Genomic DNA, 13437 nt, shown 5'->3' on the forward strand with positions numbered 1-13437 from the left:
ACGCCGGAAGCGCGCGGCGTTCATCCACACAGCGGCGTATTTCGGCGTGCGACCTTCAACTTAAACGTTTAATCTATCATCGGTTGGGGAGGTATGTGCCGCCCGAGCGAGATCGGCTCCGGCGGAGGACGTAGCCCGAGTGACTACTAGAGGAGCACGTAGGCGTCGTCGTCGGCATACAACACGCGGATCGGCGTCCCCGGCGGGATGGGCTGACGCCGCCGACTGGTGTATTGCATCCCGGTGCGGATTTCACCCTGTGGATTGACGAACTGGTAATGCGCCACGGTTTCAAACGCCTGACCACGGCCAGTGGGGACTAAGTGGCAGACCATGCCGACCACTTCACCGGACAACACCTGACTGCCGTTCAGCAGTCGTTGATAGCGGACGCGGTTTTGGCGGCGCAGTTTGCCTAACTGACGAAACCCCTTCGTCCCGTAGCGCAAGGCACTGACCGCCAACAAAATGAGCAGGATGAGCACGATGATAAACCCCGGCGATCCCACCGCTGGCAGTGTGAACGCCAGCAAGGGCGTGCTCAGCAGGCATACGAACAACCCGGAACACACCACCAGAAACGGCACGAGCGCCTGCCACTGGGACTCATTGCTCACATTCGCGACGGTTTCGAACTTGAGCGTGTGATAGTGCGGCGTACCGGAATCAGGATACCCCTCATAGCGGGGGTTCAGGATAAAAACGTCCGCAGCCATGTTTTACCCCAGTGATTGCATTAACTCGTCGAACTTGGCGGCTCGGTGATCGTAGGTATGATGCGCATAAACATGCGTCTGCGCCCGTTGGGCCAGTGCCCGACGTTCGTCGTCGTGGCGTAAATAATGGGCGCTGGTCGCGCGCAGTTCAGTTAGGTCGGTATAGGTGAGGATCGTCGCGCCGCCGTCTACCACTGGAAACCACGCGCGCGTCCCCGGTAAATCTTCGGCCAACTGGCAAATGCCTGCGCCTGCCACTTCGAACAGACGCAAGTTACCCCCATAATACACGAAATCACCGTGGGTATTAAAGCAGATTTTCGCCGAGGATAGGATTTTCAGCATTTCCTCGCCCAGCGCTTTGCCGCGCACAAATGGCTTGAGGCTGGCGGGCACATCGTGCACGCTCCAGATGCCGATATCGAACTCGCGCAAGGCTTCGAGCGCCTGCACGCGGCGGCTGTACAAATGATCGGGCACGAGCGTTCCCACGAAGGCGATATCGCAGGTGTAACGGCGGCGCTCCTCGTCGGTGAGCGCATAAGGGTGATGAAAGTCGGGGTCGCAGGCGGACAGCGGCAGACATTCCATGCGCTTGGCGCCGAGTTCCAACCACTGCACGCCGTGATAGTAGTCGTTGGCGAGCACAAGATCGTACTGCCGCGCCGACGCTCGGTCGATCGGGTGCGAGAAGACAATCGGCGACGTGCCGCAGGCGTAGATGAGCTTGCAACCGAGCTCGCGTTTGATCGTCGCCAGCGTTTCCGGCACGATCACTGTGTTGTCCCCCACCATCCACAGCACATCGGGGCGGAAGGCGCGGGCTTTAGCGAGCAAACCCGCGTTTTTGCGCCGCCCATCCGGGTTGAGCTGCGGGGGGATGCGATTGAGCGCCGCATTGAACAGCTTGCCCGGCGTAAGGCGCTCGCTGTGCTTCTGCGTCTTGCGGATCGGCAGGTTGCGCCAGTACACATCGAGCGTGTGCCCGCGCTTGATCAGCGCCTTTTCCCAGAAATGCTGGGACATGCTCGGCGGAAAAATCGGTGGACGCGCGCCGGATGGCGTTTGCGCGATGGCGGCACGGAGTTCTTCGGGATGATGCAGAGACGCGACAAACAGAATCTTCATGGACACTTCATCGTGAATTGATACAACAGGCCGTTATACACGCTCTATCCCGGCGGCGCAAGCGAGTTTAAATATCTTGACAATCCAGACCGCGCGCCGGGTCGCTTGACAGCCGCCACAAATGCGAGTAGCGTTTAGGCGGCTAACCAACCGGGTGACCTATGAGCGAGATTCATGAGAGTGTCGGCTATTTGCTGGCGCAGTTGTGCAAAAGCCACCGCTATCAGGCGGATGTGGGCCTGAACGCGATGGGTTTGCATGTCGGGCAGGAAATGATCCTCGCGCGGCTGTGGGAAGAAGACGGCCTATCGCAGAGCCAGTTGGCGGGTGCGCTGTGCGTCGAACCGCCGACCGTGACCAAGATGCTCACCCGCATGGAGCGCGGCGGGCTGGTCGAACGGCGGGTAGATGCTGCCGATGCGCGCGTCTCCCGCGTGTACCTCACCGACACCAGCCGCAATCTGCACACCCATGTCAACGCGGCGTGGGGATCGCTGGAGACGAATATGCTGCGCGGCTTCGATCCTGACGAACAGCTCGTGCTGCGTAACCTGCTGCAGCGTCTGCTGGCTAATCTGGCCGCGGAATAGCTGCTAGAGCACGCGGCTGATGCCGAGAAATTTGCGGATCTGGCGTTCAGCCTCGTCTACGCTGATCCCGTCGCGCGCCCAGTCCCAATCCGTCGGCACGCCAGCCGCCACGCCCGTCTGCGCGACGGTTGCGGGCTTCCACAGCGCAATCGCATCCGGTGCGAACGGCGCGTAGCGTTTCGGGTCGGTCGGGCCGAGGATCATCACCGTTTTTGCGCCCGCTGCCGCCGCGAGATGCGTCAGCCCCGTATCATTGCCGATGTACAGCCGCGCCCCATGCGCCAGCGCCGCGATCTGCCGGAAGGTCAGCACGCCGACGAACTGCGCGGGCGGGCGATCCAGATGCGCGGTCACCGCATCCACGAGCGGTTGATCTTCTTTCCCCGCAATCACAATGATTTTGGCCTTCACCGCGCGCGCGATGCGGTTCGCCACTTCAGCCAACTCTGCGGGCGGGTAGCGCTTGCTATCCATGACCATGCCGGGGTTGCGTCCACCCGCCGGGTTGACCACGATGTAGGGCTCGTCACCGGACCGTGACTCGCGTACGGGGACATTCGCCCAGCAGTCGGTCGTGTCGATCCCTAAGGCGCGCGGTACATCGAGATAGATTTCGGCTTCGTGGCGCACAGTCCGCGGATTGATCCGCGCGCGGATGTTGTAACCGAAACCGCGTCCGGCGCTGTCGAGCCCGGCACGGTACGGGATACGCGCCAGCCACACGGCGAGACTCATCCACGGGGAGCGTACCAGCGATACCGCGAGATCGAACTTCCCGGCCCGGAGCTGCGCCGCAAACGCCCGCAGCGAGGCGACCGAATGGATCGGCAGCGCGCCCTCCCCCGTATCCAGCAGTTCATTCAGCAGATCATGCCCGTCGAGCGCGGGGCGTGACCAGCGCCCCACCGCCCACGTGATGTGCGCGTTCGGGTAAGCGCGGCGCAGCGCAAATAAGGTCGCCGTGCCGAGCACCACATCGCCGATGCAGCACGGGAGCAAAATGACGATCCGGCGCGGGTTGGTCGGCGCGGCGCGGGTCGGGAACATGAGAGACGGAAGCGTGTAGATATTCATGTTGTGGAGTATACAAAGGGAATCAAAAAGGGCGAACATCCGTCCGCCCTACACCGTTCATTACCCGTGGGGGCGCACCTAAGTGCGCGACCGATAACGGGCAGACACATGGGTCTGCCCCTACGGATTCAGGGTTTTTAATCGTCCGCGTACGGATCGTCCGCCATGCTCACGCCCTCACGCGGTTCGTGACCGAACACATCCATGAGGAAGTTTTCCATCTGCGAGACCGTGTTCGCCCGCAGCACATAGATCGGCGTGCCGCGCCGTTCCGCATCGACGATCAACTTGGGACGGCGGCGGTAATAGTTCTTGAGCGTGACGATCATATCGACCTGCCCCGGCTCATCGACCAGCGTGAGCGGCAGGTGCAAACGGCGCGCCGCCTGCTGCAAGCGATTCCGCGCCACGCCGTAAGCGTACACGACCATCGGCTTGCCGCTGCGATTTTCGGCGGGCGTGCGTTCCGGCGGGCGGTCACAGACGGCGGGCTGCGCTCGTAAGCGTCGGAGCGGCGGCGACCTTCTTTACCGTTGCGCGCGGACTGCCGTTCGCCGTTAGCGCTGCTCGACCGGGTGTTGCGTTCGGCAATCGTGCGGACTTCCGGCATCTGCTGTTCGATCAGCACTTCGCCGGACTCGTTGCGGTAGCGCAGTTCAATCGGCAGCGGACGTTCCCGCAGCACTGCATCAACCGCCGCGGCGACATCTTCGTGAATCGCCATGCGATCCCGCGTCTGGATTTCGACCAGCACATCGAAGGTCGGAGGGGCGCGCCGTTCCAGCACCGTCTTCTGCGTGCCGCGCCGCCGCGCTTCCTCGTCGGACAGCGTGACCGCCTGAATGCCGCCGACCAGATCCGACAGCGTCGGGTTGAGCAGCAGGTTGTCGAGCGCGTTGCCGTGCGCCGTGCCGATCAATTGCACGCCGCGTTCGGCAATCGTGCGCGCCGCGGTCGCTTCCAATTCACGCCCGATTTCGTCGATGACGATGACTTCGGGGTTGTGGTTTTCGACCGCTTCGATCATGACCTCGTGCTGGCGATCCGGCACCGACACCTGCATCCGGCGGGCACGTCCGACCGCCGGGTGCGGCACATCGCCATCCCCGCCGATTTCGTTTGACGTATCCACAATGATCACGCGCTTGCTGTCCGCCAACACGCGGGCGGCTTCGCGCAGAATCGTCGTCTTGCCGACACCGGGCGGGCCGAGCAGCAGAATGTTCTGCCCGGATTCGACGAGGTCTTGCAGAATGTCAATCGTGCCGTACACGGCGCGACCGACGCGGCACGTCAGGCCGACAACTTCATGGCGGCGGTTGCGAATCGCGGAAATGCGATGCAGCGTGCGTTCCATGCCAGCGCGGTTATCCGCGTCAAACGTGCCGATGCCATCGACGACGGCATCGAGTTCGCCACGGGTGACTTCATGTTCCGAAAGGGAGACTTCCCCGGTGATGTAGCGGGCGGTCGGGATGCGCCCCAAGTCGAGAACGACTTCGAGCAAATCATCTGCCCGACCGAGCTCGTCAAGTTTGCGGTTGATGTGAGGAGGCAAGACTTGCTTGAGCTTGTCTAGGTCGTCTGTTATACGACGTTCCATATTGAAGACTGCTATTCTCCTTGATCCAAAACCGACTTTGAGATGGGGGTTGTGGGCGGGCGCACAGCCGCCGGCACAACCTCTAACGCCTGCTTCAGCGGCGTGAACACGGACTGGCGGATGCCAGCCGCAATATGCCGCACCATCAGCGCCTGCTGCTTATACGGCTCGAAGCCCAGGTCGGCGAGACCTTCTTCCAGCCAATCCTGAAAACGACGCACACAGATATATACGGGCAATTTGTCCGCGCGGTTCACCCGCGCCATCGCCCCGGCGAGAATCGAGGCGGCGCTGTGATACGGAATATCCGGATGGAGGAACGGCATCACGTAGATCCCGCTGCGACCTTCGGTGACGGCGACATACCCCTGAATGCGATCATTCGCCCCGCGATACACATACCCCTGACTTTCACTCGACGGCACAGCCACCGGCTGCACCAGGCGCGGCACGATGTTGCAGTACAGCAGTTGGACTTCCATCGCGTCGGCATCGGTTTCGGGTTGGAGTTCGGCGGGGGTGATATGATCAGGCACGGCATAACCAGCGGGACGACGCCACACTTCCTGCCGCGCATAGACCGCAAAGCCAGCGGTGCGGAGCGTGGTGAACAACGTGCCGTCTTCGTCAACTTCGCCTGTCAGCATGTGCGCGCCCCGGCGACCCGCTTCGAAGGCCATCGAATCGACCAGTTCGAGCCACGCGGTATCCCCGTGCGCTTCGTTCAAATCGGGCGCGATATACAGCATTTGCGCCAGATGTTCATCCGCTTTCAAACGAAATTGTCCAGCAATCCGCAGGTGATCGACTCTTCCGACCAGCGTCACAACGTTCCGATGCGGCAGCAAATTCGTCAGCATGTGCTGGCTAATCGCCTCACGTGTGCAGGCGAGTTCACTGTCGAGGATCGTTCCCTTTTCAACCAGACGCTGAATGACCGGAATATCGACCAGTTTTGCGGAGCGAATATCTGTTACAGCCATCATCTTACCTTCTACACGCTTCTCTGGCAACGATCATCGGGCGCGGTCTTATTTGGCACTAAGGCGGAGTACGTTTTTGGGTACTCTCTTTGTTATAACACGAAACAGGGTAAAACGATGTCCAGAGATTATGCTGCCCTCCCACCGAATCAGGTGCGCCGCTCGGATCGCGCGGTCACCGATGAAGCGTGGATCGCCGAAATGCTCACTCACGCGCCGATTGGCACGCTCGCCACCGTCCACGAAGGCCAGCCGTTCATCAACAGCAACCTGTTCGTGTATGACGCGCAAAATCAGGCAATTTATACACATACCGCGCAGGTCGGGCGCACCCGCGCCAACGTCGAAGGCGATGCCAAGGTATGCTTCAGCGTGAGTGACATGGGGCGCTTGCTCCCTGCCGACGAAGCGCTGGAATTCAGCGTGGAATATTCGGGCGTGGTCGTGTTTGGGCGCGCGACGCTCATCGAAGGTGAACAGGCCGAACGCGCCTTGCAGATGCTGCTCGACAAGTACTTCCCGCACTTGCAGTCGGGCCGCGACTACCGTCCGATCACGCTGGACGAGCTGAAACGTACGAGCGTCTTCCAGATCAGCATCGACTCGTGGAGCGGCAAGCGCAAGCAGGTCGAGGACGAGTTTCCCGGCGCGTTCTTCTACGGCCAGCATGGTGAACGTCTTGTAGGGACGAGCCAAAGCGATTTCAGGGGCGCCCTCCCTCTCGGGGGGGGGGGCAACTCCCCCCCTGCGGGGAGGGGTGGGGGGGGGGGGGGGGGGGGGGGGGGGCTTTGGACACCCCTAAGTGCGTGCGTCACATTTGGTAGGCGAACCTTACTGGTCTTTCCTGAGTTCTTATGACCGCTAAATCCCAAACATCTACCCCCACGCGCGAATTCTGGCGGGGCGCGCGCCTGATGATCCCGATGATCGTCGGGGCCGCGCCCTTCGGCGTGATTTTCTGCGCGGTCGCCATTTTGAGCGGCCTGTCGCCGCTGGCCGCGGTCGCCCTGTCCGCGTTCGTGTTCGCCGGATCATCGCAGTTCATCGGCGTGAATCTGGTCGCCAGCGGCGCAACGCTCCCCATCATCTGGCTGACCACGTTCGTAGTGAACCTGCGCCACGCCCTGTACAGCACGACGCTCGCGCCCTATGTCAAGCATTTGCCGCGCCGCTGGCTGATCGTGCTGGGCTTCCTGCTCACCGATGAGGCCTTCTTCACGGTGATTAACCGCTACAACGAACCGGATGACTCGCCGCACAAACACTGGTATTTTCTCGGCGCGGCGCTGGCGCTGTATGTGAACTGGCAGATCTTCACGTGGATCGGCATCATCGCCGCCAGCACCGTCGACCGCGATCAACTCACCAACCTCGGCCTCGATTTCGCGCTCACGGTGACATTCATCGGCATGCTGATCCCGACGCTCAAGCAGCGCCCAGTCCTCGCCGCGGCGCTGGTGGGCGGGATAGTGCCCGTCGTCACCTCCACCCTGCCCAACAATATCGGCTTGATCATCGCGGCGCTCGCTGGCGTGGTGGCCGGGGTCATCGCCGAAGGTCTGCAAGAAGAAAATAAAGAAGAGCTACTTAACGAAAGACGCAAAGACGCGAAGACGCAAAGTAAGTTTTCATCTACCACTCCTTTGCGCCTTTCCGCCTTCGCGTCTTTGCGTTGAATCTTGATCTTTTGTTGTTGGAGTCTGTATGAACGAAGTTTTGCTCGTGGCGGGGATGGCGCTGGTGACCTTCCTCATCCGCTACCCACTGCTGGAACTGGTCGGCAAAATTGAACTGCCTGCGCGGCTGTTCAAGGCGCTGCGCTACGTGCCGCCCGCCGTCCTCGCGGCGATCATCGTGCCGTCAGTGATCATGCCCAAGGGCGAAATCGCGCTCACCCCGGCGAATCCGTTTCTGGTGGCGGGCATTGTCTCCGCGCTGGTGGCATGGCGCAGCAAGAACTTGCTTTTGACCGTGGTCATCGGCATGATCACCCTGCTGGCGTACCGCGCCATCTTCAACGTCTAACCAAACCTCACCCCGGACGACCCGCTTCGGGATGGAAGGGCTAACACGAGGAGGGGCTGCCCGGCGGGCAGCCTCGCCCCAGCCGCAAGTGTCGGCTGCAAACCTAGGCGTGATCAATCGGGTGAGGTTTTGTGGAATAAGGATCAACCTGCATGACGCGCAACATCGCGATCTTGCTCTTTGAAACCGTCGAAGTGCTCGACTTCGCCGGGCCGCTGGAAGTGTTCGCCTCGGTGAACACGGTCTTGAAGCCAATCCGCCGTTCAACGTCTATACGGTCGCCAGAGACCGCTGGGCCGATCCGCGCGGCCAACCCGCTGACCATCGTGCCCGACTACACCATCGACACCTGCCCCCCTGCCCGACATCCTGATCATCCCCGGCGGCAGCGGGTCACGGAAGGCGGCCAAGAGCGAACGGCTGATCGCGTGGGTCAAAGCGCAGGATCAGCGCACGGAGTTCACGCTGTCCGTCTGCACCGGGACGCGGGTGCTGGCGGCGGCGGGCATCCTCGACGGCCTACAGGCGACCACCCATTTCGGCAGTCTGGATGAACTGGCCGCCAATAACCCGACCACCACCGTGCTGCGTGACGTGCGCTACGTCGACAACGGACGCGTGGTGACCTCGGCGGGCGTGTCGGCGGGCATCGATATGGCCTTCCACATGGTGCAGCGCCTGCTCGGCGAAGACGTGGCGCGGCAGACCGCCCGTTACATCGAATACGACTACTGGCAGCCCGGCTGATCTCATGGAAATCATTCTCGGTTTGACGTCCGCCATTGGCTGGGGCGGCGCGGATTTCCTCGCGGGGCTGGCCTCCCGCCAGATGGGCAGCTTTCGTACGCTGTTTTTCACGCAGTTCGTGGGCTTCATCACCGTGGGGCTGTACGCGCTGGCGACCGGCTTGTTCTTCACGCTGGAGGCTCAGCCGACCATCGTCTATGTGGCGGCGGTCGCGGCGGCGCTGCTCAACATCGTCAGTTCGTTCTGCCTGTACCGCGCCTTCGAGATCGGCCTGATGGCGGTCGTCTCCCCGATCACGGCGAGCTATGGCGCGCTGACCGCCGTGTTCGCCTTCGTCAGCGGCGAACGCCTGCCCGCGGTGCGCGTGCTGGGCGTGCTGTCGGCGGTCGTCGGCGTGATGCTGACCGCTTTCGTCATCAACCCGGAAGCCTTGCAGCAGCGCAATGTGCGGCGCGGCGTCTCGTGGGCGATCACAGGCGCGGTCGGCTACGCCCTCGTCTTCTGGCTGTTCGGCTTCTATGTGACGCCGTATCTCGGCGGCATTCTGCCCGTGTTCATCATCCGCGCGCTGACCATCGTCGTGCTCGGCGGCATTGCGCTGCTCATCCGCCATCCGCTGACCGTCCCGCGCAAACATGACCTCGGGCGCGTGCTCCTGATCGGCGTGTGCGACACCACGGCTTACATCGCTATTCTGAGCGGCACGGCGCTCGGCGCGGTCTCCATCGTGACGGTCCTCTCCTCCCTCTACACGACCGTGACCGTCGTGCTGGCGGCGTATCTGCTGCACGAACGCCTGCACAAATCGCAGTGGCTCGGCGTTGCGCTGATTTTCACGGGCATCGTGCTGGTGAGCCTGTAGACCTCACCCCGGCGCGATCTTCGTAGGGACACGCTCACGGTCCCTCCCTCTGGGGGGGGCGGTCTGCTGGCCTCCTCTCCGATTCGAGGCGTGGGGCTGGGGGTGGGGTCGAGATAGCGGACGCACGCAATCGCATTTCTGCATTGGTTTTAACAAGGGGAAACACATGGATCGTACCCGCACCGTGACCTGGCACGACCCGCTGCCCATCGCCGAGAAAGCCCGCACCATGCGCGGACTCGACTTCTTGCAGGCGATGATCGACGGGGAGATCCCTCGCCCGCCTTTCGCCTATCTGCTTGGCATGACGCTCGTCGAAGTCGCGCCGGGACGCGCCGTGTTCACCGTGACGCCCGCCGAATTCCTCTACAACCCGATCGGGCTGGTGCACGGCGGCGTCGCCATGACAATCCTCGATTCGGCGACGGGCTGCGCCGTGCAGACCATGCTGGAAGCGGGCGTCGGCTACACGACGGTGAGCGGCAACACCAACTTCATCCGCCCGATCACGCTGGACACCGGACTGCTGCGCGCCGAAGCCCAGACGATCAACGTGGGGCGGCGCATCGCTACCGCGGAAGCGCGGCTGGTCGATGCGGCGGGCAAACTGTACGCGCACGGCGTTTCGACCTGCGCGATTTTGACACCTTAGGGAGAGATTTTGATGAGCCAAGATAAAGCGAGTTTACTGCAATCTCTAGACGCCGAGCGCGACAATCTGTGGGCGGTGCTGGCCGATGTTGATCCGGCGGTCGACATTTACCCCGGCTGGAACAAGCGCGACTTCTTCGCGCACATGGCGGGCTGGGACGCGCTGATGTTCACCATCTTCCGCGACACGGTGGCGGGCATCCCGGTGACGCCCTACCCCTACATCAACGTCGATGTGACCAACGCGCAGTTTGTCGCCGAGCGGCAGAGCGCGACCGTGGACGGCGCGCGGCTGGAATGCGAGATCAACCGCTTTGCGCTCAAAATCTTCCTTGAGAGCATCCCCGCCGAGGCCTACGGGCAGTTGGTGCGCTTTCCATGGGCCAGCGAGACCGTCACGCAGTTCGTCGAAGGCGCAATCATCCACGAGCGCGACCACGCGCGGGATATCGTCGAACTCAAGCAGGCGGGGAAGCTCTAGCCTTGCTGCTTACCCCTTCAACGCTAATCCTCGTTCGGCAAGCGCTTCTTTGAGGATACGCAGCGCCTTCGGCCCGAAGCCGTGCAGCGCCATAAGCTCGGCTTCGGTGACCTGTGTCAACTGTTCAAGGCGATAGTACCCCGCGCCATTAAGCGCATTCGTCGCCGGCGCGCCAATCTTGGGCAGGTCGGTGGGTTGGTCAGGTTGCTGGTTGGACATTGATTGGGTCTCCTGAAATATAAAGAAAACACCAGATACATATCGTACCTGGTGTAATCATATGCAATGCTATCGCGTTACTTCCCGGAAATTGCTGTCAAAATCAGGTGGATTACACCACCCGCACCACCTAGAGCACCAGTATAAGTCAACAAGCGCTTCACTGAAATCGAAGCTCTTAGGCCGACATGAATATTGCCTTGGTAGTGAAGAACATAGAAGTTGGGTCGATTTTCCTCACCCAACTCAGTCGCTTCTACCCCGTTACTGATGCTTTGGTCTAGCAAATCACCTGCTAGCTCGTCGATAGTAACGCGCTCATCGTGCGTACCGGCGGTTGTCATCACTCACCTCCTTAGATGAGAATGATTTCCCGCTCCTTATCGCCTTCACGAATTATGAGACTCTTGTTGGGATCATTTTCTAGCTCAGCAGCAATTAACCCCAACTTGATGAAGCGTCGGAATATCTCCAGAACGGTCGTTCCCCGGTCATCAGCCAGTTCTTGTATCGTCGTGTACAGTTCTTCAGGCAAGACAAGACTGTAACGCTTTACCCGTTTACGCGTTCTACTAGTTTCTTCCTTAGCCCTTTTATTCTCTGACTTTCGCTCAAGGACAGGAGGAGGACGTGAACTGTTTTGTTCGCCATTTGACTTATGTGCGGTCAAGGTGCACGGCCTCCCGGATAAATGTGGGTGCGACCCAGGAAACGATTCGTACCGCTAATTCCGTCTGCGATAACGTTCATTGTGAACAGAATTTATTGTACATTTGTTCTTGTCTTTGTCAAGTGCATATTTGATGCACAAATTACATATAGAAACCGCGCTATTTTGAAGTATTGGAGATCTCCGATACGTTTTCATTTTCGTACCGTTCGATTAACACCCCAACCACATCTATGACCGATGCCAGCGGGTGTGACTCATCCTCGCCAACTTCATCAATCAAGTAGTCGAGGAAAGCAACAAGTTTCTCATATTCGTCTGCCGTTATCATTACTACGCCTCTACCTAATCAGCGGACGCGATAAAGAGGGTGTTTAAAAAGCACACAGTTACCAAGTTTTTGTAGGGACAAGGCATGCCTTGTCCTCTGTATCCTTCTCAAAAAATCAGGACGAGGCATGCCTCGTCCCTACAGGTGATACCCTTATTGGACACCCTCTAAATCGCGTCCCTACATTTGAGTCTGCGTAGGGACGCAATTCATTGCGTCCGGCTCTTTTATCGTGAACGAGCCGAGTTGAACATCTCCTGGTACACCTCAACCGTGTCGGCGGCAACCTGCGCGTGCGTAAAGCGTTCCAGCACGCGCTGACGCCCCTGCGCCGCCAGTTTCGCCCGCAGACTCGAATCATCGCGCACGCGGCGCAGCGCGTCCGCTAAAGCCGCCGCATCCCCCTCCGGCGTGATCAGCCCCGCATCGCCGATCACATCGGGAATCGCGCCGCTGTCCGAGCCAATCACCGGGACGCCGCACGCCATCGCCTCCACCAGCACACGCCCAAACTGCTCTTTCCAGTTGGGGCGGGTCGCGACAACAAGACCAGTACATCCACTTGGGGTAGAGCGCGGGCATCTCCGTCGACGGCACCTGCGCGCGAAACGTGATCCGGTCGCCGTGCGCGGTGGCCTGCACTTGCAAGCGTTCTGCTTCTGGCCCACCGCCGACGATCAGCGCGCGCCACTCCCCGCCGAGCTGACCGAGCGCGTCCAGCAGCACGTCGACGCCCTTCTCCGGCACGAGCCGCCCGAAAAACCCCACGGTGAACGGTCGAGCGGTCGGTGGCGACGGGTGGAACAGGTCGGGATCGGTGCCAAACTGCGGGATCACGCGCAGCGGCTTTTGGTAGCCTTTGGCGCGCCACACCTCGGCGGCGCTCTCCGTGCCCATCAGCGCGTAGTCGACATGGTTGAGCGTCCAGCGTTCGCCCCAACTGAAGGGCGGCGGGTAGTCCCGCGCGATATTCTGCCAGCTAAAAAACAGCGACTTCGCGCCCACGCGCCGCGCATGGAACAGCGCCTGCCACGCCGAGAGGTTATACGGCTCTTCGTCGATATGCACGATGTCCGGCTTGAACGTCCGCAGGTGCGCCCCGAGCGTCGGGTAGCTGTGCGCGTGAAAATCGCCGTTCCGCCAGATCGGGATGGCTTCGAGACGGTAGCCGTCCGTATAGACCCGTTCGAGGCGCTGTTCGCCGCGCTCATCTTTCCACGAGGGCGCACAGCGCCAGCAGTTCGACGCCCATTTTGGCGATGAGTTCGAGTTTCTTCTGGTAGATGCCGACAATGCAGGCTTTGGAGATCATCAACACGCGCATAGGGTTCACAGTTTACAGGTGGCAGGTCACAGT

The 13437-nt window shown here is 60.9% G+C and carries 16 protein-coding genes and 3 pseudogenes; 8 read left to right on the plus strand and 11 right to left on the minus strand.

Features of this window, described 5'->3' with window-relative positions:
• Positions 1-146: 146 nt before the first annotated feature.
• Complete coding sequence (locus IPK17_RS11220; RefSeq protein WP_343417782.1) at positions 147-716, minus strand: hypothetical protein; 570 nt, start codon at positions 714-716, stop codon at positions 147-149.
• A 3-nt stretch (positions 717-719) separates the two neighbouring features.
• Positions 720-1844: a CgeB family protein gene (locus IPK17_RS11225; RefSeq protein ID WP_343417783.1), complete on the minus strand. Its 1125-nt coding sequence runs from the start codon at positions 1842-1844 to the stop codon at positions 720-722.
• Positions 1845-2005: 161 nt separating this feature from the next.
• On the opposite strand from IPK17_RS11225, the gene IPK17_RS11230 reads away from it, so the two are divergent.
• Positions 2006-2434 (plus strand): MarR family winged helix-turn-helix transcriptional regulator, encoded by a 429-nt coding sequence (locus IPK17_RS11230; protein WP_343417784.1) that lies wholly within the window; start codon positions 2006-2008, stop codon positions 2432-2434.
• A 3-nt stretch (positions 2435-2437) separates the two neighbouring features.
• Here the strand turns inward: IPK17_RS11230 and IPK17_RS11235 are convergent, their stop codons facing one another.
• The 3 genes and pseudogenes from IPK17_RS11235 to IPK17_RS11250 all read right to left on the minus strand — a co-directional run bounded on the left by IPK17_RS11235 (position 2438) and on the right by IPK17_RS11250 (position 6097).
• On the minus strand, positions 2438-3481 hold the full coding sequence (locus tag IPK17_RS11235; protein WP_343417785.1) for a glycosyltransferase family 9 protein: 1044 nt from the start codon (positions 3479-3481) through the stop codon (positions 2438-2440).
• Between the two features lie 218 nt (positions 3482-3699).
• Positions 3700-5111, minus strand: a pseudogene (locus tag IPK17_RS11245) (AAA ATPase domain-containing protein); the annotation flags it as partial.
• An 11-nt stretch (positions 5112-5122) separates the two neighbouring features.
• On the minus strand, positions 5123-6097 hold the full coding sequence (locus tag IPK17_RS11250) for a hypothetical protein (RefSeq protein ID WP_343417788.1): 975 nt from the start codon (positions 6095-6097) through the stop codon (positions 5123-5125).
• A 114-nt stretch (positions 6098-6211) separates the two neighbouring features.
• On the opposite strand from IPK17_RS11250, the gene IPK17_RS11255 reads away from it, so the two are divergent.
• The 7 genes from IPK17_RS11255 (at position 6212) to IPK17_RS11285 (ending at position 10860) form a co-directional block, all read left to right on the plus strand.
• A complete protein-coding gene (locus IPK17_RS11255) occupies positions 6212-6952 on the plus strand; it encodes a pyridoxamine 5'-phosphate oxidase family protein (protein ID WP_343417789.1) in 741 nt (246 codons plus the stop codon).
• Positions 6949-7770, plus strand: a complete 822-nt coding sequence (locus tag IPK17_RS11260; protein WP_343417790.1) for an AzlC family ABC transporter permease — start codon at positions 6949-6951, stop codon at positions 7768-7770. The genes IPK17_RS11255 and IPK17_RS11260 overlap by 4 nt, the downstream gene beginning before the upstream one ends.
• Before the next feature lie 28 nt (positions 7771-7798).
• Complete coding sequence (locus IPK17_RS11265) at positions 7799-8119, plus strand: AzlD domain-containing protein (RefSeq protein WP_343417791.1); 321 nt, start codon at positions 7799-7801, stop codon at positions 8117-8119.
• A gap of 420 nt (positions 8120-8539) precedes the next feature.
• On the plus strand, positions 8540-8866 hold the full coding sequence (locus IPK17_RS11270) for a DJ-1/PfpI family protein (protein ID WP_343417878.1): 327 nt from the start codon (positions 8540-8542) through the stop codon (positions 8864-8866).
• Between the two features lie 4 nt (positions 8867-8870).
• A complete protein-coding gene (locus IPK17_RS11275; protein ID WP_343417792.1) occupies positions 8871-9728 on the plus strand; it encodes a DMT family transporter in 858 nt (285 codons plus the stop codon).
• Positions 9729-9894: 166 nt separating this feature from the next.
• On the plus strand, positions 9895-10380 hold the full coding sequence (locus tag IPK17_RS11280; protein WP_343417793.1) for a PaaI family thioesterase: 486 nt from the start codon (positions 9895-9897) through the stop codon (positions 10378-10380).
• A gap of 12 nt (positions 10381-10392) precedes the next feature.
• Entirely contained in the window at positions 10393-10860 is a 468-nt protein-coding gene (locus IPK17_RS11285; RefSeq protein WP_343417794.1) for a hypothetical protein, read from the plus strand.
• 9 nt (positions 10861-10869) lie between these two features.
• Here IPK17_RS11285 and IPK17_RS11290 read toward each other — a convergent pair whose 3' ends face one another.
• The 6 genes and pseudogenes from IPK17_RS11290 to IPK17_RS11315 all read right to left on the minus strand — a co-directional run.
• On the minus strand, positions 10870-11079 hold the full coding sequence (locus tag IPK17_RS11290; protein WP_343417795.1) for a DNA-directed RNA polymerase subunit alpha C-terminal domain-containing protein: 210 nt from the start codon (positions 11077-11079) through the stop codon (positions 10870-10872).
• A 77-nt stretch (positions 11080-11156) separates the two neighbouring features.
• Positions 11157-11423: a hypothetical protein gene (locus IPK17_RS11295; protein ID WP_343417796.1), complete on the minus strand. Its 267-nt coding sequence runs from the start codon at positions 11421-11423 to the stop codon at positions 11157-11159.
• Between the two features lie 11 nt (positions 11424-11434).
• On the minus strand, positions 11435-11749 hold the full coding sequence (locus IPK17_RS11300) for a hypothetical protein (RefSeq protein WP_343417797.1): 315 nt from the start codon (positions 11747-11749) through the stop codon (positions 11435-11437).
• Between the two features lie 160 nt (positions 11750-11909).
• A pseudogene (locus tag IPK17_RS11305) lies at positions 11910-12074 on the minus strand (hypothetical protein); the annotation flags it as partial.
• 233 nt (positions 12075-12307) lie between these two features.
• Positions 12308-12568 carry a glycosyltransferase gene (locus IPK17_RS11310; protein WP_343417798.1) on the minus strand — a complete coding sequence of 87 codons (261 nt, stop codon included), beginning with the start codon at positions 12566-12568 and terminating at the stop codon, positions 12308-12310.
• Between the two features lie 139 nt (positions 12569-12707).
• Positions 12708-13373: pseudogene (locus IPK17_RS11315) on the minus strand (glycosyltransferase); the annotation flags it as partial.
• Positions 13374-13437: the final 64 nt, after the last annotated feature.

The sequence above is a fragment of the Candidatus Flexifilum breve genome (assembly GCF_016713355.1).